Origin of the sequence: Nocardioides sp. (assembly GCF_025965415.1) — a bacterium.
Lineage (GTDB): Bacteria > Actinomycetota > Actinomycetes > Propionibacteriales > Nocardioidaceae > Nocardioides.
The window spans coordinates 13,421-33,691 of sequence record NZ_JAOPWY010000153.1 but is presented as its reverse complement, the minus strand read 5'-3'; the positions used below and the strand labels follow the sequence as shown (position 1 = coordinate 33,691).

The 20,271-nt window shown below is 72.8% G+C and carries 18 protein-coding genes and 2 riboswitches; of the genes, 6 read left to right on the top strand and 12 right to left on the bottom strand.

Features of this window, described 5'->3' with window-relative positions; genetic code table 11:
* Positions 1-213: 213 nt before the first annotated feature.
* The 3 genes from JWN97_RS15790 to JWN97_RS15780 are packed head-to-tail and all read left to right on the top strand — an operon-like array spanning position 214 to position 2,934.
* The gene (locus JWN97_RS15790; RefSeq protein WP_297624626.1) at positions 214-1,698 is read left to right on the top strand and encodes a cobyric acid synthase; all 1,485 of its coding nucleotides are present in this window, start codon (positions 214-216) and stop codon (positions 1,696-1,698) included.
* Positions 1,695-2,432, top strand: a complete 738-nt coding sequence (locus JWN97_RS15785; protein WP_297624623.1) for a cobalt-precorrin-6A reductase — start codon at positions 1,695-1,697, stop codon at positions 2,430-2,432. Before JWN97_RS15790 ends, JWN97_RS15785 begins: the two co-directional genes overlap by 4 nt.
* Before the next feature lies 1 nt (position 2,433).
* Positions 2,434-2,934 carry a general stress protein gene (locus tag JWN97_RS15780; RefSeq protein WP_297624621.1) on the top strand — a complete coding sequence of 167 codons (501 nt, stop codon included), beginning with the start codon at positions 2,434-2,436 and terminating at the stop codon, positions 2,932-2,934.
* Here the strand turns inward: JWN97_RS15780 and JWN97_RS15775 are convergent.
* The 7 genes from JWN97_RS15775 to JWN97_RS15745 all read right to left on the bottom strand — a co-directional run bounded on the left by JWN97_RS15775 (position 2,822) and on the right by JWN97_RS15745 (position 10,650).
* Positions 2,822-3,859, bottom strand: a complete 1,038-nt coding sequence (locus JWN97_RS15775; protein WP_297624618.1) for a cobalamin biosynthesis protein — start codon at positions 3,857-3,859, stop codon at positions 2,822-2,824. The two genes, JWN97_RS15780 and JWN97_RS15775, sit on opposite strands and share 113 nt — an antisense overlap.
* 6 nt (positions 3,860-3,865) lie before the next feature.
* The gene (locus tag JWN97_RS15770) at positions 3,866-4,669 is read right to left on the bottom strand and encodes a CbtA family protein (RefSeq protein WP_297624615.1); all 804 of its coding nucleotides are present in this window, start codon (positions 4,667-4,669) and stop codon (positions 3,866-3,868) included.
* 9 nt (positions 4,670-4,678) lie between these two features.
* Complete coding sequence (locus tag JWN97_RS15765; protein WP_297624612.1) at positions 4,679-4,903, bottom strand: CbtB-domain containing protein; 225 nt, start codon at positions 4,901-4,903, stop codon at positions 4,679-4,681.
* 68 nt (positions 4,904-4,971) lie between these two features.
* On the bottom strand, positions 4,972-7,482 hold the full coding sequence (locus JWN97_RS15760; RefSeq protein ID WP_297624608.1) for a cobyrinate a,c-diamide synthase: 2,511 nt from the start codon (positions 7,480-7,482) through the stop codon (positions 4,972-4,974).
* On the bottom strand, positions 7,476-8,090 hold the full coding sequence (gene cobO, locus JWN97_RS15755; RefSeq protein ID WP_297624605.1) for a cob(I)yrinic acid a,c-diamide adenosyltransferase: 615 nt from the start codon (positions 8,088-8,090) through the stop codon (positions 7,476-7,478). The genes JWN97_RS15760 and cobO overlap by 7 nt, the downstream gene beginning before the upstream one ends.
* Positions 8,090-8,587, bottom strand: coding sequence for a nitroreductase family protein (locus tag JWN97_RS15750; RefSeq protein ID WP_297624602.1), 498 nt, complete (start codon positions 8,585-8,587; stop codon positions 8,090-8,092). Before JWN97_RS15750 ends, cobO begins: the two co-directional genes overlap by 1 nt.
* Positions 8,584-10,650, bottom strand: a complete 2,067-nt coding sequence (locus JWN97_RS15745; protein ID WP_297624598.1) for a magnesium chelatase subunit D family protein — start codon at positions 10,648-10,650, stop codon at positions 8,584-8,586. Before JWN97_RS15745 ends, JWN97_RS15750 begins: the two co-directional genes overlap by 4 nt.
* 23 nt (positions 10,651-10,673) lie before the next feature.
* Positions 10,674-10,807, bottom strand: a riboswitch (cobalamin riboswitch).
* An 18-nt stretch (positions 10,808-10,825) separates the two neighbouring features.
* On the opposite strand from JWN97_RS15745, the gene cbiE reads away from it, so the two are divergent.
* Positions 10,826-12,040: a precorrin-6y C5,15-methyltransferase (decarboxylating) subunit CbiE gene (gene cbiE / locus JWN97_RS15740; RefSeq protein ID WP_297624595.1), complete on the top strand. Its 1,215-nt coding sequence runs from the start codon at positions 10,826-10,828 to the stop codon at positions 12,038-12,040.
* Positions 12,041-12,272: 232 nt separating this feature from the next.
* Here cbiE and JWN97_RS15735 read toward each other — a convergent pair whose 3' ends face one another.
* Positions 12,273-12,881, bottom strand: coding sequence for a DUF6461 domain-containing protein (locus JWN97_RS15735; protein WP_297624593.1), 609 nt, complete (start codon positions 12,879-12,881; stop codon positions 12,273-12,275).
* 351 nt (positions 12,882-13,232) lie between these two features.
* On the opposite strand from JWN97_RS15735, the gene JWN97_RS15730 reads away from it, so the two are divergent.
* Positions 13,233-14,768 carry a helicase gene (locus JWN97_RS15730; protein ID WP_297624590.1) on the top strand — a complete coding sequence of 512 codons (1,536 nt, stop codon included), beginning with the start codon at positions 13,233-13,235 and terminating at the stop codon, positions 14,766-14,768.
* A 60-nt stretch (positions 14,769-14,828) separates the two neighbouring features.
* The gene (locus tag JWN97_RS15725) at positions 14,829-15,143 is read left to right on the top strand and encodes a Fe-S cluster assembly protein HesB (RefSeq protein WP_297624587.1); all 315 of its coding nucleotides are present in this window, start codon (positions 14,829-14,831) and stop codon (positions 15,141-15,143) included.
* 40 nt (positions 15,144-15,183) lie between these two features.
* On the opposite strand, the gene JWN97_RS15720 is transcribed toward JWN97_RS15725, so the two are convergent.
* From JWN97_RS15720 to JWN97_RS15705, 4 genes are all read right to left on the bottom strand, one after another.
* Positions 15,184-15,933 (bottom strand): SAM-dependent methyltransferase, encoded by a 750-nt coding sequence (locus JWN97_RS15720; RefSeq protein WP_297624584.1) that lies wholly within the window; start codon positions 15,931-15,933, stop codon positions 15,184-15,186.
* The gene (locus JWN97_RS15715; RefSeq protein WP_297624581.1) at positions 15,930-17,483 is read right to left on the bottom strand and encodes a precorrin-2 C(20)-methyltransferase; all 1,554 of its coding nucleotides are present in this window, start codon (positions 17,481-17,483) and stop codon (positions 15,930-15,932) included. Before JWN97_RS15715 ends, JWN97_RS15720 begins: the two co-directional genes overlap by 4 nt.
* Positions 17,480-18,133: a precorrin-8X methylmutase gene (locus JWN97_RS15710; protein ID WP_297624578.1), complete on the bottom strand. Its 654-nt coding sequence runs from the start codon at positions 18,131-18,133 to the stop codon at positions 17,480-17,482. Before JWN97_RS15710 ends, JWN97_RS15715 begins: the two co-directional genes overlap by 4 nt.
* Before the next feature lie 29 nt (positions 18,134-18,162).
* Positions 18,163-18,294, bottom strand: a riboswitch (cobalamin riboswitch).
* Positions 18,295-18,401: 107 nt separating this feature from the next.
* Positions 18,402-20,261, bottom strand: coding sequence for an SGNH/GDSL hydrolase family protein (locus JWN97_RS15705; protein ID WP_297624575.1), 1,860 nt, complete (start codon positions 20,259-20,261; stop codon positions 18,402-18,404).
* Positions 20,262-20,271: the final 10 nt, after the last annotated feature.

Here is a 20,271-nt window from a genome sequence, read left to right as displayed (position 1 = left end):
GGAACGCGACCACGACCGCGCGGTTGTCGAAGATCAGTTTGCCCATACACCGAGTCTGCCCGGCTGTCCCGGGAATGAAACACCTGGCAGGTAAAGAATCATCGGAAGTCGGTAGGGCTCGGTGACAGGTGTGAGCTCGAACCCGGGCGACGAGCTGTACGCAGCCGCGGACCAGCCACACGGACGACGAAGGGCTTCTCTAGGCTGGCGCGCGTGAGTGCGCTGCTGGTCGCGGGGACGACGTCGGACGCCGGCAAGACCATCGTCACCACCGCGCTGTGCCGGGCGTACGCCCGCCGGGGCGTGAAGGTCGCGCCCTTCAAGGCGCAGAACATGTCCAACAACTCGATGGTCTGCAGCGACGGCGCCGAGATCGGCCGGGCGCAGTGGATCCAGGCGGTCGCGGCCGGGGTCGAGCCCGAGGCCGCGATGAACCCGGTGCTCCTCAAGCCCGGCGGCGACCGGCGCAGCCACGTCGTGGTGATGGGCCGACCTGGCGGCACGATCGACTCGAAGGACTTCGTCGGCGGGCGCATCCACCTGCGCGACGCGGCGTACGACGCGTTCGACGACCTCGCCTCGCGGCACGACCTCGTCGTCGTCGAGGGCGCGGGCAGCCCGGCGGAGATCAACCTGCGCGCGGGCGACTACGTCAACATGGGGCTCGCCCAGCACGGCCGGATCCCGACGGTCGTCGTCGGCGACATCGACCGCGGCGGCGTCTTCGCGGCGCTCTTCGGGACCGTCGCACTGCTGTCGGCCGCCGACCAGGCGCTGGTCTGCGGCTTCGTGATCAACAAGTTCCGCGGCGACCTCGACCTGCTGCGGCCGGGGCTCGAGGAGATCGGGGCCCTGACGGGGCGGGAGGTGTACGGAGTGCTGCCGTGGCACCCGGACCTCTGGCTCGACTCCGAGGACGCCCTCGACCTCGCCGGCCGTCGCGCCCACGACGACGAGGCGCGGCTGCGGGTGGCGGTCGTCCGGCTGCCGCGGATCTCCAACTTCACCGACGTCGACGCGCTCGGGATCGAGCCGGGCGTCGACGTGGTGTTCGCCTCCGACGTACGAGCGCTGGCTGGGGCCGACCTGGTGGTGCTGCCGGGCACCCGCGCGACCCTGGCGGACCTGGCCTGGCTGCGCGCCCGCGGCCTCGACCGGGCGATCCTCGACCACGCGTCAGCGGGGAAGCCCGTGCTCGGGATCTGCGGCGGCTTCCAGATGCTCGGTCGACGGATCCTCGACCCGTCCGGGGTGGAGGGTGTGGCCGGCGCGGACGAGGCCGGACTCGGACTGCTGGACATCACCACCACGTTCGAGGAGGAGAAGGTGCTGCGGCTCCCGGTGGGGTCCGCGCTGGGCGCGCCCGCCCACGGCTACGAGATCCACCACGGCCGGATCACCCGCCACGGTGGCGAGGAGTTTCTCGGCGGTGCGCGCGCGGACGCGGTGTTCGGGACCATGTGGCACGGCAGCCTCGAGGGCGACGAGCTCCGGCGCGCGCTGCTCGCCGAGGTGTCCGCGGCGGCAGGGGCGGCGTACGCGCCGGGCGACGCGAGCTTCGGCGAGCTGCGGGAGCGACGGCTGGACCTCCTCGGCGACCTGGCCGAGGAGCACCTCGACCTCGACGCGCTCCTCGACCTGGCCACCTCCGGTGCGCCCGCCGGGTTGCCGGCGGTGGAGCCGGGGGCCTCGCGATGACGGTGCTGCTGCTCGGCGGCACGGGCGAGGCGCGGGAGCTGGCGGTGCTGCTCGACCGGGCGGGCGTGCACGTCGTGTCGTCGCTCGCCGGCCGGGTCGAGCGCCCGCGGCTTCCGGTGGGCGAGGTGCGGATGGGCGGGTTCGGCGGGGTGCCGGGCCTGCGGGACTGGCTCTCCGCGCACGGCGTGACGGCGGTGGTCGACGCGACCCATCCCTTCGCGGAGGGGATCTCCGCCAACGCCGTCGCGGCCTGCACGGCGTCCGGGGTGCCGCTGCTGCGGCTGGCCCGGCCGGGCTGGTCCGCCGAGGAGGGGGCCGAGGAGTGGCACTGGGTCGACGACCACGCCGCGGCCGCCGCGCTCGCGGCGTCGCTGGGCAGGCGCCCGCTGCTGACGGTCGGGCGGCAACCGCTGGGTGAGTTCGTCGGGCCACTGGTCGGGCACCGTGCGGTCGTGCGCGTGGTCGACCCTCCGGAGATCAACCTGCCGGCACCGTGGCTGGTGCTGATGGACCGCGGCCCCTACGACCTGGCAGGTGAGCTCGAGCTCCTCGGTGAGCACGGCATCGACGTCCTCGTCTCCAAGGACTCCGGTGGCAGCTACACCCGGCCGAAGCTGCGGGCCGCCGGCCAGCTCGGCGTGCCCGTGGTCGTCGTACGCCGTCGCGCGGCGGTGGACGGTGTGGAGACCGTCGAGGACGCGGAGTCGGCAGCCCGGTGGGTCGTAGGGTGGTGACATGTCGATCCCGGGCATCAACCCCGCCTCGCCGCTGAAGCTCCAGTTCCCGCAGTCGCTCGCGGTCTACGACGACTACGCCAAGGCGCAGAAGAGCGTGGACTTCCTCGCCGACGCGGGGTTCCCGGTCGAGCAGCTGATGATCGTCGGCACCAACCTCAAGCGCATCGAGCGCGTCACGGGTCGCCTGACCTGGTCCAAGATCGCCGCCGGCGGGCTCCTGTCCGGCCTGTGGTTCGGCATCTTCATCGGGCTGATCTTCGCGCTCTTCACCACCTCCGACCTCTGGCAGGTGCTGCTGAGCACCGCGTTCATGGGCGCGACGTTCGGCCTCGTCTGGGCGCTCATCGGCTACGCCTTCACCCGCGGCCAGCGCGACTTCTCCTCCGTCACCCAGGTGGTGGCGACGCAGTACGAGGTGCTCGTCGAGAACAAGCACGCCGCCCAGGCGCGCGAGGTGCTGGCCGGTCTGCCCGGGGCGCTGCCCGACCCGTTCGCCTGAGGGCGACGAGCGCAGCCACCACGACGGCGCCCGCGCCGACGGCGTCGGCCAGCCGGGCGGCCCGGTCGATGTCCGCGCGCGTCGGCGGTGACCCGTCGCCGAGGACGACGCGGTCCTCGACCCCGTGGGCGTAGTGGTTGCGCCCACCGAGGCGCACGCCGAGCGCGCCGGCGAAGGCGGCCTCGACGACCCCCGCATTGGGGCTGGGGTGGCGTCGGGCGTCGCGGGCCCACGCCGCCAGTGCGGCCACTGGTCGGCCGCCGACGACCGGCGCGAGGGCCGCGGCGAGGAGACCGCTGAGCCGGGCGCCGGGGAGGTTGAGCAGGTCGTCGAAACGCGCAGACGCCCAGCCGAAGCGGCCGTAGCGGTCGCCGCGGTGGCCGACCATCGCGTCGAGGGTGTTCGCCGCGCGGTAGCCGAGCAGCCCGGGGACGCCGAGCACGGCACCCCAGACGAGGGGGGCGACGACGGCGTCCGAGGTGTTCTCGGCGACCGACTCGACCGCGGCCCGGCTGATCTCGCCCTCGTCGAGGGCGGAGGTGTCGCGGCCGACCAGGTGGGTGAGGCGCTGCCGCGCGCCCGGCAGGTCGTCGGCCGCCAGGAGGTCATGGACGGCGGTGGCCTCGCGGCCGAGGGACGTGCCGCCGAGGACGGTCCACGTGGCGGCGGCGGTGACGAGGGTGTGGGCGACCGGGTGCTCGCGCGTGCGTCGCTCCAGGCCGAGAGCGCCCCCCGCCACTGTCCCGGCCAGGACGGCCAGGTGGACGGCGCCGCGCGCCCGCGAGTCGGCGTACGTGCGCCTCTCGAGGGCGGCAGCGGCGCCGCCGAAGATCGCCACCGGGTGCCCACGACGCGGGTCCCCGAAGCGACGGTCGGCGAGGTGGCCGAGCACGAGGCCCAGCGCCCGGCTCACCCCGGCCGACATGCGCGGTCAGAGAGCAGCGGCGAGCTCGCGCTTCGCCTGCAGCTCGCTGTGCCGCCGCCAGGTCCGGTCCACGAGGACCGTCAGGACGGCACCGATGACCGCCCACATCGCGAGCAGCGTCAGCAGCGACGAGATCCTGAAGTCCCAGAGGATGCTGGCCGGGAAGCCGCCGAGCTCGTCGACCTTCGGGAAGGCGAGCGCGGCGACAACCACCACGACGACGTACGTCGTGGCGCCGGCGACGACGCCCGGCACCCCACCCCACTGGCGGGCCGCCCGACGGGCGATCGCCAGCGCAGCGACGACGGCGACCAGGGAGACCGCGACGAACCCGAAGTAGAGCGCGGTGCGGCTGTCGATGGTCTCACCGGAACCGACCGCGGGTGGCGTGGCGGGGTACTTCAAGAACGGCACGATGCTGAACGCGACGGCGCCCAGCAGCACGACCAGCGCGGTGCTGGCGGCCGGGCGCAGGCCGCCGAGCCGGCCGAGGCCGACTGCGGCCAGGAGGCCGGTGAAGCCGCCGAGGACGATGCCGATGGCGAGGGTGCCGGTGGCCAGGCCGAGGGTCGACTGGGTCGACCGGGAGACGGTGGCCTCCTCACCGTGGGAGTGGCCGGCCTCTGCCTCGCCAGCAGAGCCGGCGTGCTCGTGGTCGTGCCCGTCGGAAGCCGGGGCGCCGGCGGCCTCCTCGAGCGCGATGGCCTTGTCGATCTGCGGCTCACCGACGGTGAACGCCACGACGAACGCGGCGACACCGGCGAGGAGACCTGCGAGCAGACCGTGGACCAGGAAGGTGCGGGTGCTCATCCCGGGTCGTCAGTGGCAGGGGAAGCCGAGCAGGTGCCGGCCGTCGTGGACCCACTCGTGGATCGCGGTGCCCTCGGGGATCGTGATCGCGCCCTGGACCGAGCTGATCAGCACCAGCACGGACATGGCGAACAGCGCCGCGAGGACCAGCCAGGGAGCGAGCTCCCGGGCGGGGATGGCGAGGTCGGACGGTGAGACGGAGCCCTCGACGGGGCTGGAGATGGCGGCAGCCATGATTCCTCCTTCGGGATGAAAGCGTCCCGGGTTGATGGGGAGTGACTTCCAGTCCGTCGGGTCTGACTTCACCGCTCCGTGTTGCCTTGGAGCGATGTCACAGTAGCGCCACTGTGCCGGATTCCCACCGGCTTCCTCAGGACTGGGTGGACGGAGCGTAGCGCACTCAGGAGGTCGTCGGTGACGGCCGTCCGGCGGGCGCTGATCCGGACCCACTCGTTGTCCAGGCCGGGGAACGTGTCGGCCCTCCGGACGGCGAAGCCCAGGCGGCGCAGGGCTTCCCGGCTGCCCTCGCCGGTGCGGGCCAGGACGTACGGCGCGGTGCTGGGGACGGTCTCGATCTCTATCGCCGCCAACCCCTCCTCGAGGTGCCGGCGTCGCTTCTCGAGCTCGTCCGCCCGCGCTCGTGCCTCGTCGATGGCCCGGTCGCTGCTCGTCGCGATGAGCGCGGCGATCGCTGGCGCGGAGACCGACCACGGGGTCTGGAGGTCCCGCAGCCCCTGGACGACGTGGGGCTCGGCGAGGACGTACCCCGCCCGGATGCCGGGGATCGACCAGATCTTCGTGAGGCTGCGGAGCACGACCAGCCCGTCGATCCGCTCGCCTGCGAGGCTCTCGGCGTCGTCGTCGAGGAACGCCTCGTCGACGACGACCAGTCGGCGCTCCCTCGTGAGGTCCTTGATGGTCCGCGCGCGATGGCGTACGCCGGTGGGGTTGGTCGGGTTGCCGATGATCACCAGGTCGGCGTCGTCGGGCACGTCGTCGGGATCGAGCCGGAAGCCGTGCTCGTGGGTGAGCACGACCTGGCCGGGCGCGTGGCCGGCGGCGCGGAGCGCGACCTCGGGCTCGGTGAACTGGGGGTGTACGACGACCGGGTGCCGCCACGGCCCGAGGCGCGCGACGAGGGTGAAGGCCTCGGCGGCGCCGGCGGTGGCAAGGACGTCGTCGGCGGCCCGTCCGTGCCTGCGCGCCACGGCGGCCTCGGCCTCGCGGGGGTCGGGGTAGGTGACGCTGGCTGTGACGCTCTCGGTGAGGGCGCGGTCGAGCCAGACCGGCCGCGGCCCGTCGAAGACGTTGACGGCGAGGTCGACCAGCCCGGGGCCGGCGTCCTTGTCGCCGTGGTGCCGCAGGTCCGGGCCGCGGTGGTGTCGGGCGGCGTCGACGAAGCGCCGGGCGAGCTGCGGGTGGCCCGCCCAGTGGGTGTGGAGGTAGGACGCGTGGAGTGTCGTCGTCGCGATGCCCGCCGGGTCGGGCATCAGCCAGGCGGGATCGCCCTGGTGGGTGCGGGTGAGGTGGGTGCGGTGGAACTCGTGCCCGGTGACCTGCTCGCCGGCTCGGGCCAGCAGGTTGTCGGTGGGCGAGGTGGCGGTGCGATAGGACAGCGTGAGCCGCGGCGCCATGGCGGCGGTCGCGTCGATGGCGCCGACCATCGGGAGCGCCGGCCCGTCCGGGCCCTGCACCGACTCGCAGAGGTAGAGCAGGCCGGCGCACTCGGCCACGGTCGGCAGCCCCCGTGCGATCGACGTACGGATCTCGCGCCGGAGGCGCTCGTTGGCACCGAGCTCGGCGGCGTGCATCTCCGGGAAGCCGCCGCCGAGGTAGAGCCCGGTCGTGCCCTCGGGCAGCCGGAGGTCCGTCAGCGGGTCGAGCTCGACGACCTCCGCGCCGGCCGCGCGCAGCAGCTCGACGGTCTCGGCGTAGCGGAAGGTGAACGCCCGGCCGCCGGCGACCGCGATCCTGGCCCGCCTCGCCGGCCGAGCAGTCCCGTCCATCGGTGGTCGAGCAGCGAGCGAAGCGACGTGGGTTGAGCGGCGGGGAACCAGCGTGTCGACACCCGTGTCGAAACCGAGAGCCTCGGCCGGATCCCACGGCCGCTCATGCAGGTCGGGTGCCGCGCTCGCCAGGCGTACGACCCGTTCCAGGTCGACGTTCTCGGCGATCTGGCTCGCCAGCCGGTCCAGCGCCGCCGCCGCGTCGGCCCGTTCGGCGGCGGGCACGAGCCCGAGGTGCCGCGACGGCGCCTCGATCCCGTCGTCGCGCTGGAGGATCCCGAGCACCGGCAGTCGGTCGCCGATGGAGCGGACGACCTCGTCCGCGTGCCGCGACGAGCCGGCCTTGTTGAGGATCACGCCGACCACGTCGACCGGCGGCTGCGACCAGGTGCAGAGCCCGTGGACGGTGGCGGCGATGGTGCGGGAGGCCGACGAGATGTCGACGACGAGCACGACGGGGGTGCGCGTGACAGCGGCGACGTGGGCCGTCGATGCGAACCCGTCGCCACCGATCTGGCCGTCGTACAACCCCATCACGCCCTCGATGACGGCGAGGTCCGCGCCGGCGGCGCCGTGCAGGAGGAGCGGGACGAGCCGCTCCTCGCCGACGAGGTGCGGGTCGAGGTTGCGGCCGGGGCGGCCGGTGGCGAGCGCGTGGTAGCCGGGGTCGATGTAGTCGGGGCCGACCTTGTGGCCGCTGACGGTGTGGCCGGCGCGGGCGAGCGCGGCCATCAGCCCGGTGGCCACGGTGGTCTTGCCGTGGCCGGACGCGGGCGCGGCGACCATGAGCCGGGGGAGGCTCACCATTCGATGCCTCGCTGGCCCTTCTGCCCGACGTCCATCGGGTGCTTGACCTTGACCATCTCGGTGACGAGGTCGGCGGCCTCGACGAGGCGCGGGTCGGCGTGGCGGCCGGTGATGACGACGTGCTGGCGACCGGTCCTGCTCGTGAGCGCGGAGACCACGTCGTCGACGTCGACCCAGCCCCACTTCATCGGGTAGGTGAACTCGTCGAGGACGTAGAGGTCGTGTCGCTCCTCGGCCAGCGCCCGCTTGATCTCCTGCCAGCCCTCGGCGGCGGCCTCGGCGTGGTCGTCCTCGGTGCCGCCCTTGCGCGACCACGACCAGCCGGCGCCCATCTTGTGCCAGGCCACCGGCCCGCCCTCGCCCGTCTCCTCGTGCAGCGCGCCGAGTCGTTCGAGGACGGTCTGCTCGCCGATGCGCCACTTGGCGGACTTCACGAACTGGAAGACCCCGATGTCGAAGCCCTGGTTCCAGCCGCGCAGCGCGAGGCCGAAGGCGGCGGTCGACTTGCCCTTGCCGTCGCCGGTGTGGACGACGATGAGCGGGCGGTTACGACGCTGGCGCGTGGTCAGGCCGTCGTCGGGGACGGTGGTCGGCACTCCTTGGGGCATCAGGCGCTCCAGCTCTCGAGGTGGACGGCGTCGTCGAGCGAGCGCCCCTTGCGCCAGCCGTGCCGGACCAGGTCGGGCACCTCCTGGAGCTCTTCGACGGGACCCAGGCACAGCCATGCCACCGGGCGTACGCCGTCGGGCAGGCCGACGAGGTCGGCGAGGAACTCCTCGCGGTAGAACGACACCCATCCGACGCCGAGGCCCGCGGCGGTGGCGGCGAGCCAGAGGTTCTGGCTGGCGGGGCAGGTGGAGTAGAGGCCGGTGTCGGCGATCGCGTGGCGGCCGAGCACGTGCTGCCCGCCGTGCTCGGCGAACGTGGCTCGCTTCTCCGCGTCGGCGACGAGGACGAAGTCCCACGGCTGGGAGTGGCCGACGCTGGGTGCGCTGTGCGCGGCCTGCAGGCCTCGGCGGAGGACGTCGCAGTCGACGGCTCCGCCGCTGAACTCCGCTCGCACGTCGCGGCGGCGGGCGATGACGTCGTAGAGGTCGGTGCTCATGCGACGCGCGCCACACCGGTGAGGGCTCGGGCACTGACGTCGGCGAGCGGCAGGTGGCTCGCCTGCATCGCCGTCGCCAGCTGGCCGGCGAGGCCCAACCGCATCGGCCCCTGTTCGCAGTCGACGACGACCGCAGTCGTGTGCTGCTCGGCGATCCAGCTCGCTGCCTGGCGGCTTCGTGCGACTGCGTCCTGGCCGTGGGTGGCGCGGCCGTCGGTGATCACGATGAGCAGCGGGCGTCGCCGCGGGTCGCGAACCTTCTCGACCCGCAGCACCTCGGCCGCGGTGAGCAGGCCCTCGGCAAGGGGGGTACGCCCGCCCGCCGGCAGGTCGGCGAGGCGCTTGGCGGCGATGTCGACCGAGTGGGTCGGCGGCAGCGCGACCTCGGCCGAGTCGGCGCGGAAGGTGACCAGGCCGACCTTGTCGCGACGCTGGTAGGCGTCGAGCAGCAGGCTGAGGATGGCGGTCTTGACCTGCTCCATCCGCTTGCGCGCGGCCATCGAGCCGGACGCGTCGACGCAGAAGAGCACGAGGTTGGCCTCGCGGCCCTCTCGCCTGGCGGTGCGGAGGTCGGTGGTCTCGAACCTGATCCGTCCTGTGCTCCGTCCTCGTGCCTGCTGGTGGGGCGCGGCGGCGCGGATCGTCTCGACGAGGTGGAGCCCGCCCTGGCCGGTGGGGTCGGTGCCGGCGCGCCTTCCGTTGGACGTCAGCGCGCGGCTGCGCTTGCCGGACTCTCCCGCTCCGGTGCCGGTGACCTCGAACCGGCGGACCTTGTAGGGATCCGCGGCACCGATGACCGACGTCGGTCCCTGGCCTTGCTCCGTCGGTCTATCGGTCTGGTCCGCGTGATCCGTGGGTTGAGCAGGGCCCCCCGCGTGATCCGTTGGTTGAGCAGGGCCCCCCGCGTGATCCGTTGGTTGAGCAGGGCCCCCCGGGCCCGTGTCGAAACCATGATCATCCTGACCGTCAGCCCCGCCATCGCCGTCCGAGTCGCCCTCCGGCTCCGGCGGAGCAGGCGGCTCGGGATCCGGCTCCCCGTCCCCGAGGACCCGGTCGAGCAGGTCCTCGTCGAGCCCGGGTGCGTCGAACGGGTTCCGCCGCCGCCGGTGGGGCAGCGCGAGGAGCGCGGCCTGGCGGATGTCGGCCCTCGTGATGTGGGTCCGGCCGTGCCACGCGGCGTGCGCGATCGCCGTACGCGTGGTGACGATGTCGGCGCGCATCCCGTCGACCTCGAAGGCGGCGCAGACCTCGGCGACCTTGGTGAGCACGGCGTCGGTGAGCTCGACCTCGGGGAGCAGCTTGCGGGCGGCGGCGATCCGGTCGGTCAGCGCGCGTTCGGCGTCGGCGTACGACTCGACGAAGGCGGCGGGATCGGCGTCGAAGGCGAGCCGGCGGCGGACGACCTCGGCGCGCAGCCGCGGGTCGCGTGGCGCGGCGATCTCGACGGTGAGGCCGAAGCGGTCGAGGAGCTGGGGGCGGAGCTCACCCTCCTCGGGGTTCATGGTGCCGACGAGCACGAAGCGGGCGGCGTGGGCGACCGAGACGCCGTCGCGCTCGACGGTCGAGCGGCCCATCGCGGCGGCGTCGAGCAGCAGGTCGACGAGGTGGTCGTGGAGGAGGTTGACCTCGTCGACGTAGAGGATGCCGCGGTGGGCGCGGGCGAGGAGGCCGGGCTCGTATTCAGCCACGCCGTCGGCCAGGACCTTGGAGAGGTGCAACGAGCCGAGCACGCGGTCCTCGGTGGCGCCGACGGGCAGCTCGACGAGGCGTACGGGCCGGGTCTCGGTCTCGGCGTCGAGCGGCCATCGGTGGTCGGGTCCCGGGCCGTCGGGCGAGGTGTCGCCGGGCCGGCTTGCGAACCGGTCGCCGGCGACCACCTCGATCGGCGGCAGCACGGAGGCGAGGGCGCGGACGGTCGTGGACTTCGCCGTGCCCTTCTCGCCGCGCACGAGTACGCCGCCGACCTCGGGTGAGATCGTGGTGAGGGTCAGGGCGAGCGACATGTCATCGCCTGTGTCCGGCTTGGAGGGGACGACGGCGGACAGGGGGTACTGCAGTGGCATGGGGGCTCCCGCTCTCGTTGCCATCTTCATGGGCGGCGGGAGGCCGGTCTTCGGACTTCCGAGGTCGTGCCTCGGTCACCGCAGCGGGCCCTGTGCCGGATTCTCACCGGCTTCCCAGATTCTCCCCGAATGGGGCACCTCTCGCCTTGTGCGCGTCACGATAGCGTCTGCGGCCATGTCGTCCACTGGTGTGCCCACGGAGATCGTGGTCGTCGGGATCGGGGCGGACGGCTTCTCTGGCTTGTCGCCTGCTTCGCGCGACCTGGTGCTGGGTGCGTCGGTGCTGTGGGGTGGGGCTCGGCATCTCTCGCTCGTGCCTGCCGTCTCCGGTCAGGAACGGGTGCCGTGGCCGTCGCCCTTGTCGTCCGGACTCCCTGGTCTTCTTTCGGAGTACGCCGGGCGCTCGGTGGTTGCCCTGGCCTCCGGCGATCCCTTGGTCTCCGGGATCGCGACGACGTTGCTGGAGTACGGCGCCCCAGTGCGGGTGGTGCCGGCGGTGTCGTCGGTCGCGCTGGCCCGAGCTCGGATGGGGTGGTCGGCCGAGTCGTGCGCCGTGGTCACCGTCGTTGGGCGTTCGGTCTCGCGCGTGCTGCGCGAGTGCGCGCCGGGTCGGCGGATCCTGGTGCTGTCTTCAGATGCGTCGACGCCCGCTGAGGTCGCGTCCCTCCTGACCTCGTCGGGCTGGGGCTCGTCGCGTCTGACCGTCCTCGGTGACCTTGGCTCGTCGTCGGAGTCCTCGGTCTCAGGGGTTGCCTCGTCGTGGTCCGACTCGTCGCCGGCTCTGAACGTCATCGCCGTCGAGGTTTCTGGGAACGGCCTCGCCTCCTGGGCCCCCGGCCTCCCCGACGACGCCTACGAGCACGACGGCCAGCTCACCAAGCGCGACCTCCGCGCCGCCGCCCTCGCTCGGCTGATGCCCGCACCTGGCCAGCTCCTCTGGGACGTCGGCGCCGGCGCCGGCTCTGTCGGCATCGAGTGGATGCGGTCTCATCCCACCTGCCGCACGATCGCCATCGAGTCCGATTCTTCGCGGGCCGCGCGGACTGCCCGGAACGCTCACACCCTGGGAGTTCCTGACCTCCAGGTCTTCGAGGGCCGCGCCCCCTCGGCGCTGACTGATCTCGACGCTCCGGACGCGATCTTCATCGGCGGCGGCGCCACCCGGGAGGGGGTTCTCGACGCCTGCCGTGCTGCCCTCAAGCCGGGCGGCCGCCTCGTGGTCCACGGGGTCACCCTCGAGACCGAGGTGTTGCTTGCGAAGGCGTACGCCGACCACGGCGGCGAGCTCACCCGCATCAGCGTGGAGAACACCGCGCCTATCGGTACCTTCACCGGCTGGACGCCATCACGGTCGGTGACGCAGTGGGCGTTGACGAAGTCTGCGCGGTAGGCCTTTAACCTAGGGCACCCCGCCGCTTGAGACCCAAGCCGGTGGGATGTCAGCCCCCGCTAACAAGTTGCGCGCAGTCGCCGCTGCACCTCGTGGCCCGGCGGTGATTCAGCTTCAGCTTCCCTTGGTCGGCGTGAAGCTCGGCCCCCGACGGCGAGAGCATCTTCAGCCCGGCGCACGAAGGGTGGCGTTGTGGAGGCGCCGATTTCGCTGGGCCAATGAGCCGTTTCGGTCAGTCGTCCTCCGCGGCCCCCCAGGGCAGGGGCACGACGTACCAGTCCTCGACGTCCCGGACCGCCGCGGTCGCGCGGATGCCGGTGACCTTCTCGCACATCGCCATCGCGACGGCGAACCAGTCGTTGGTCTCTGCATCGTCGTCGTCGCCCTCCCACGCGAGCGCGGCGAGGTCGCGCACCTCCGCAGGGACCTCGTTGAGGCTGTCCACGAACGCGAGCTCGAAGGCGTCGAACACGATCTCGCCGTCACGGGCGTAACCGAAGCGCGTCATCGCCTCGATGTTGTCCGTCGCGACCGCGCTGACGGCCCCACCCGCCGAGAGTGCGGCGAGCAGCCTCTTCGGCGGGTCTGCGAACCCGGTGTCCTCGTAGGCCACGACGCCGTCGCCGACCTGAAGAAAGGCGTACGCCGACAGCTCCGCGTTCTCCATGCCCTCCTGATCGGCGTCGGTCGCTCGCCGGGGACTGGGTCCGAGCAGCCGCGCCTGGGCCTCCTCGACGGTCATCGGCGCGGCGACGATCCAGGACCCTTCGCCGGGCCCGTCCTCGCCGGACTCGAGATAGTGGTCGATGAGTGCCTGGTCGGCGGGGGAGAGGTCGGCCATGGTGCCTCCGGGTCGGTGCGGTTGCGATGTCGCGGACAGTGTCGTCGTCCGCACACCCCCGCGGGGTGCTTTCGGGCATCCCCGAACTTCACGGCGATTCGCGGGTGGGCGAGGCAGCCGAGTTCGTCAGCAAGACCTCGATAACGTCCGGAGGTGGCCAGCTCCCGACGATCCAGTGCTCGTCGACGCAGCGCGTCACCGCGTCGGAGCGGCGGGCGACAGCAGCAGCGGCCGTTGCCCACCGCCGGGCCCGGGGAGCGTCTGTGGGTGCTCGACGTGCCGTACGGGACACAGGTGGACGGCGCTTCATGGCACCCTGCCGTCAAGACCCACCTGTACGTCGGGCGAGCCATGCCCGCGCACCTCGCGCCGTACTCCCCGGGGCCCTACACGCTCGGTCGGTTCATCGAGAACACCCTCAACCCTGGCGATCCGACGCCCAACCCCGAGCCAACCGACGCGCTCGAGCCGCGGAGGATCCAGTTCGAGGCGGCCGATGCGATCGCGGCGCGGGCTGAGGCGGGCGGTCGGCTCTTCCTGCTCGCCGACGAGCCCGGCGTGGGCAAGACGATCTCCGCGGTCCTCGGCGCGACTGCGGTGGGCGACCTGCGAGGTGCGCGACGGGTGCTGGTCGTGGCGGACCGGCCCGCCGCGATCACCATCGGCCACTGGTGCCGCACGATCGCGGCGCTGGGGGACGGCGGCCTGGAGTGGGTCGTGATCACGTGGGACCGGCTGGAGAAGGTCAAGGACCACGCCTGGGACGTGATCATCGCGGACGAGGCCCACGCCCTGCGGCGTACGACGACGAAGCGGTGGAAGCTGTGGGCGCGGATCTCGGGGCACGGGAAGCCGCACGACACGGCGCCGTTCGTCATCGCGACCACCGCGACGCCCGGGCACACGCCGCTCGAGCTTCCCTACCTCGCCCCGGCCTATGCGCAGGTGCTGGGCGAGTCGATGCGGGAGTGGACCTCGGCGACGCAACCCGGCGACGTGTTCGCCACCGCGCTCGAACGCCACGGCGTCGGGGTGGAACGGGGACGGTACGGCGCGATGTGGACCACCGATCCGGCACGGCGGGCTGCGGACCTCAAGCTCGTGCGCGGCTGGCTGGACGAGGAGCGGCCCCCCGCGATGCTGCACCGCGCGGCGCCGTGGGGGCCGGTGCCGATCTCGGGCATGCCGGTGGCGCTCTCGCCGGCGGAGCGGACGGCGTACGAGGCCGAGTGGGGAGAGTTCTGTCGTGAGATGGACATCGCCCGGCGCGGCCGCAACGTCGCCAAGGGTCGAGCCGCGCTGCTGCGCTTCCGGCAGAAGGCCGGGCTCATCCGCGTCGACTCGACGGTCGCCTGGATCGCCCAGCAGGTCGAGGCCGAGCGACAGGTGGCGTGCTCGGTGGAGTTCGTCGCGACCGCCGCGGATCCCATTGCCAACCGGTTGCGGGACTCCGGCATCGAGGTCGCCACGATCTACGGCCGCGACCGGTTCGACCTGGAAGCCGAGCGGCTCCGGTTCCAGACCGGAGAGGCGAAGGTGTGCGTCTTCACCACGGTCGCGTCGATCAGCCTGCACGCCGGCGAGACCCTCGCAGACGGTCGTCGTGCGAGCACGGAGCCGCGGGTCGGTGTCTTCCACCAGGCCCGCTTCTCCGGCATCGCCGGACGGCAGGTGACCGGCCGCACCCATCGCGACCACCAGGTGTCACCGTGGCACATCGCGTATGCCGAAGGCACCGTCGAGGAGCAGGTGGGCAAGGTGATGGTGGAGCGGATCGCCGCCGCGTCCGACACCGTCGGCGGCGACACCACCGGCCTCGCCGACCTCGCCCAGCTCCTCGGTGCCGACTGGCTGCCCGTCACGACCCTGACCGAGGATGGCGCCTGACCGGTTCGGTTCAGGCGCACGTGCGGCGGTCAGTTCTTATACCTATGGCGGATCCGAGGAATGGTGAAGGCGACACACAGTCCATTCGGACGGAGAGCCCATTCTTGCTCTCACCGAGAACGTGACCGAGACCGTCAACAAGCTCGCGGAGGAAGTGCCGGAGGTGTCCGGCGTCCGCATCGCGACGAGGCCGACGGGCAGTCGCTGTCCGTCAGTCCCGCCGACCACGCGGTCGACGGAGACCAGACCATCGAGCAGGACGGCGCCACCGTCTGGCTCGACCCCGTCGCCGCTGATGCCCTCGACGGCATGGTGCTGGACGGCGGCGTGGACGAGGACGGCAACATCCAGTTCGCGCTGGGCCAGCAGGTCTGACGTACGTCCAACAGTGGAGCCTTGAGCCGGTAGGTCCGGCTCAGGGCTCCACTGACGGTCGGGGGCGGTCGGGCTGGTAGAGCCAGGACTCGGCGCCCTCCCGCGCCAACGCCCATCCGACGAGGATGACGGCGGCCTGCTTGAGGCCGGCTTCCTCGACCTGGTCGGCGATGTCGGCGAGCGTGCCGCGGAGGATCAGTTCGTCGGGCTGGGAGGCGCGGTGGACCACGACGGCGGGGCAGCCGGCGCCGTACTCCTCGACCAACGACCCGGCGAGCTCGCGGGTCTTCGTGATCGCGAGGTGCAGGACGAGCGTGGCGCGCGTGGCAGCGAAGGCGGCCAGCGACTCCGTCGACGGCATGGCGGTCGAGCGGGCCTGGGTGCGGGTCAGCACCACCGACTGCGTCACGAGCGGGACGGTGAGCTCGCGACCGACGGAGGCAGCAGCAGCGGCGTACGCCGGGACTCCCGGGCACACGTCCCACGCGACGCCTGCGGTGTCGAGGCGGGCGGTCTGCTCGGCGAGGGCGGAGTAGAGCGACGGGTCGCCGGAGGTGAGGCGGACGACTTCGAGTCCCTCGGCCGACGCGGACACCATGACCGACGTGATCTGGTCGAGGTCGAGGCGCTGGGTGTCGACCTGGCGGGCGTCGGTGCAGTGGGAGAGGATCTCGGCGTCGAGGTACGTGCCCGGGTAGAGCACGACGTCCGCGGCCGCGAGCAGTGACGCCGCTCGCAACGTCAGCAGGTCGGCCGCGCCCGGGCCGGCGCCGACGAAGTGGACGGTCACCGCTCGCCCACGAAGCGGGGCGTCCAGACCTGCCCGGCCGCGGTCACGCGCGTCGACGAGGCGCCGACGATCAGCAGGCACTTCATGTCGATCGTCTCGGCCTCGAGCTCGGCGAGGGTGGTCACGGTCAGCGACTCCTCGGCGCGGCCGACGTCGCGACCGACCACGACAACGGTGTCGGGGCCGCGGTGCTCGAGGAACAGCTTCTGGAGGTCGGCGACCTGGGTGGTGCGGCTGCGCGAGGCGGGGTTGTAGACCGCGAGCACCAGGTCGGCCTCGGCGATCGCGTGCAGGCGCTTCTCGATCACCGGCCACGGCTTGAGCCGGTCGCTCAGCGACACGACGGCGAAGTCCGCGCCGATCGGGGCGCCCGCCTTGGCGGCGACAGCCTGGACGGCGCTGACGCCGGGCAGGACCTCGATGGGTACGTCGGGGAAGTCGGCGGCGGCCTCGAACACGGCGCTCGCCATCCCGAAGACTCCCGCGTCACCGCCGGACACGACGGCGACCTTGTGTCCCTCTCGGGCGAGGCCCAACGCGTGGCGGGCGCGGTCGACCTCGACGGTGTTGCCCGACGCGTGGCGGGTGAGGCCATCGCGTTGGGGGACGCGGTTGACGTACGGGGCGTAGCCGACGATGTGGTCGACGTCTGCCAGGGCCGCGGTTGCTTCGGGGGTGAGCCAGCGATCGGGGCCGGGGCCCAGGCCGAGGACGACCAGGGGCCTTGGTTTCGACACGCTCGTTCCTCGCTGCTCAACCAGCGGCGTGTGCGTTCCTGGCTGCTCAACCAGCGGCTGCCTTCTTCCGGAGGGGTCTTGGGCCACGCTGTCGCCGGGGACGACGATCAGGCTGAAGTAGGGGACGGACGCCGGGTCGACGTCGACCACTGGCATCCAGCGCTCGGCGGGCATCGAGGCGCGTTCGACGTACAGCGCGTGCTCGAGGCGGCCGGCCTGGCGGAGGGCGTCGACGACGCCGGGGAAGCGGCGGCCGAGCTTCATGATGATCGCGCCGTCGGTGTCGGCGAGGCGGCGGGCGAGCTCGGGGACTCCGAGGGTGCCGGGGAGCACGGTGAGGACGTCGGTCTGGCGCACGAGCGGCGAGGCGAGGACGGCGGTGGCGGCAGCGAAGGCCGGTACGCCCGGGACGACCTCTGTCTCGAAGCGCGGGGAGAGGCGGTCGTGGAGGTACATGAACGAGCCGTAGAACAACGGGTCGCCCTCGGCCAGCACGACGACGGTGCGGCCCTCGACGAGATGAGCAGCCAGCCGGTCGGCGCACGACTCGTAGAACTCGGCCATCGCACCGGCGTACCCACCCGGGTGCGCGGTCTCCCCGGTCGTGACGGGGTAGCGGAGCTCCTCCTCGATCGCTGTCGGCGGGATCAGCGAGGCGGCGATCGTGCGGGCGTTGGACTGCTTGCCGACGCCGGCGTGGAAGGCGATGACGTCGGCCGACTCGATGAGCCGGGCGGCCTTGCGGGTGATCAGCTCGGGGTCGCCAGGGCCGAGGCCCACCCCATAGAGCCGGCCGTGCAGCCGGCCGGTCACTCCCGCTCCTGGGCCAGCGCGTTGAGGGCGGAGGCGGCCATCGCGGACCCGCCGCGGCGGCCGCGGACGGTGAGGAACGGGATGTCGAGCCCGAACGCCTCGAGTGCCTGCTTGGACTCGGCGGCCCCGATGAAGCCGACGGGTACGCCGACGATGGCGGCCGGCCGCGGCGCTCCGTCGAGGAGCATCTCGAGGAGGTGGAAGAGCGCGGTGGGAGCGTTGCCGATCGCGACGACCGAGCCCTCGAGCCGCTCCTCGAGGAGCGAGAACGCTGCGGCCGAGCGGGTGGTGCCCATCAGCTGCGCGAGGTCGGGCGTGCGCCGGTCGTGCAACGCGCACAGCACCTCGTTGTCCCTCGGGAGGCGCTTGCGGGTGACGCCGCTGGCGACCATGTGGGCGTCGGTGATGATCGGCGCGCCGACGGTGAGCGCCTCGCGGGCGGCGCCGACGAGGCGCGGGTGGATGACCAGGTCGTCGACCAGGTCGGTCTGGCCAGTGCCGTGGACCATCCGGACGGCGACGCGCTCGGCGTCGGCCGGCAGGTGGTCGAAGCTGGCCTCGCGGCGGATGGTCGCGAAGGACTCGTCGTAGATCGCGGCACCGTCGGCGATGTAGTCGTAACGACGGGTGGGTCGGGACAGCAGGCTCATCAACGGGCTCCTCGGGGTTCGCGCCCCTGGTCGGCTGGACATCGCGCGGGCAGTGTCTGGCTCGGCCCCCTCTCGGGGACCTGACAGTGGCGGAACCGCCCCGGACTCGCACCGGGTTCCTGCGTCGCGTGACGAGGGCAGCCTAGGGGCAACAACACCATCTGACGCCAGGGGATCCGGAGTCTGGGTCGGCTCGCGCCAGGCGCCGCGCTCCTACGTCGCACCAGCGGCGCACAATCTCACTGATGTGCTGATCCCATGGGCGAGGTCAGCGGCGCACCACCGTGTAGAGCGTCGACCTGCTGGGGAGGTCGGTGCTCGCGGCGGGGGTCAGCGTGGCCTGCACGACGAGCTTGCCCGCCTTGCTGGTGAGCGTGCGCGGCAGCAGGACCCGGTGCGAGGTGCCGGGCGTGACGGTGACGACGCGCACCACCCGGACCTTGCCGCGGCGCGCGATGAGGCGTACCGAACCGGCGGCGCTGGGCCGGACGTGGGCACGCGGGCGCTTGCCCAGGCGCGTGCCGGACAGCCGGAGGCGTACGTCGGACGGGACCGTCGCCGCCGTCGCGGGCGGGGTGACCGCAGGCGGCACGGCGGCGGTGGCGCGGACGACCAGCGTGGCGATGCCGGAGGTCGTGCTGACACCGCCCGCACCGGCGACGACGCGGTACTGCTCGCCGCCCTGGGGCGGGTTCACGCCCTTCAGGGCGAGCGAGGACGCGGTCGCGCCGGGGACGTCGGACCAGCCGGTGCCGACGCCGCGGCGCTGCCACTGGTAGGCCACGGCGCCGCGGTTGGACTGGGCGGCGGCGGTCAGCGTGACATCACCGCCCGCGTCGACCGAGACGAGCTCGGCGGGCTGCTGGGTGAACTCGACCTGCGCGGCGGGCGGGTCGGGCACGTAGGGCTCCGCGAGGGCGTCGAGCGGCACCACGTCCGCCATCGCGGCATACCCTGCGTCGCCCGGGTGCAGGCGGTCGCCGCTGTCGAGGACCGGCAACATCCGCGTCGGGTCGGCGGGGTCGCGCAGGGCGGCGTCGAAGTCCGCGATGCCTTCCACGCCGTCGTGGGCGCGGACCCACTCGTTGACGGCGAGCCGGGAGGCCTCGCGCTCCGGCGTCCAGGCGCTCCAACCGCGGAACGGCGTGAGGGTGCCCAGCACGACGCGTACGTCCTCGGCGTGGGCACGGTCGACGAGGGCCTGCAGGCCGCCGATGAGGGAGCCGACGTCGGTGCCGTTGGGCGCGGTCATGATGTCGTTGATGCCCTCGAGGATGATCACCGAGCGCACGCCGGGCACGTCGAGGACGTCGCGGTCGAACCGGTCGAGGGCACGCTCACCGGTGCCGTCGACCAGCACCCGGTTGCCGCTGATGCCGCTGTTGACGATCGCCAGCTGCTCGGCGCCCGAGGCCAGCCGGGCCGAGAGGAAGTCGGGGTAGCGGGTGTTGTTGTTCTGGCCCGAGCCGACGCCGTCGGTGATCGAGTCGCCGAAGGCCACCACCGTGCCGGCCGACTCGCCCATCACGTCCACGCGCGTGACGAAGTGGCGGTCCTCCGTCCGCTCGGGGAAGGCGTCCGCGGTCTCGGCGTGCGAGGCGTCGCGCCCGCGGGTGAAGAACGAGAGCTGGCTACCGATGTCGTGCACGGTCATCGGGGTCGAGTAGCCGGGCGTGTAGGTCGTCACCAGGATCGAGCCGGCGTCCTCGACCGCGAGTTCCGCCGGGTCGCTGGTGGCGGTGGCGCCGGCCGGGATGACGACCTCCCCGTCGCCGCCGAACCGGAGGGGGGTCATGGTGCCCGGACGGACCTTTGCCGTCGTGCTGGTCGCGGGTCGGGCGACGGTAGCCGCGCCGATGCGCAACGGCCCGCTCCCGAAGCGGTTGGAGAAGGTCACCCGCACCTGGCTGCCGCCCTTGCTGACCCGGATCAGGTTGCGGATCGTGCAGTCGGTGCAGCCGTTGTCCTGTCCGGCCATCGGCGCAGCGCCCCACGAGCCGACCCAGTCCGTCGGGAGAGCGGCCGAGGCGGGAGCGCCGCCGAGGAGCGCGGGCAGCAGTCCCGCAAAGAGGGCGAGTGCCGCGGCGGCAGCGGTACGTCGCGCGGACGGGCGTGGCTGGACTGGCATGGGGTCCCCT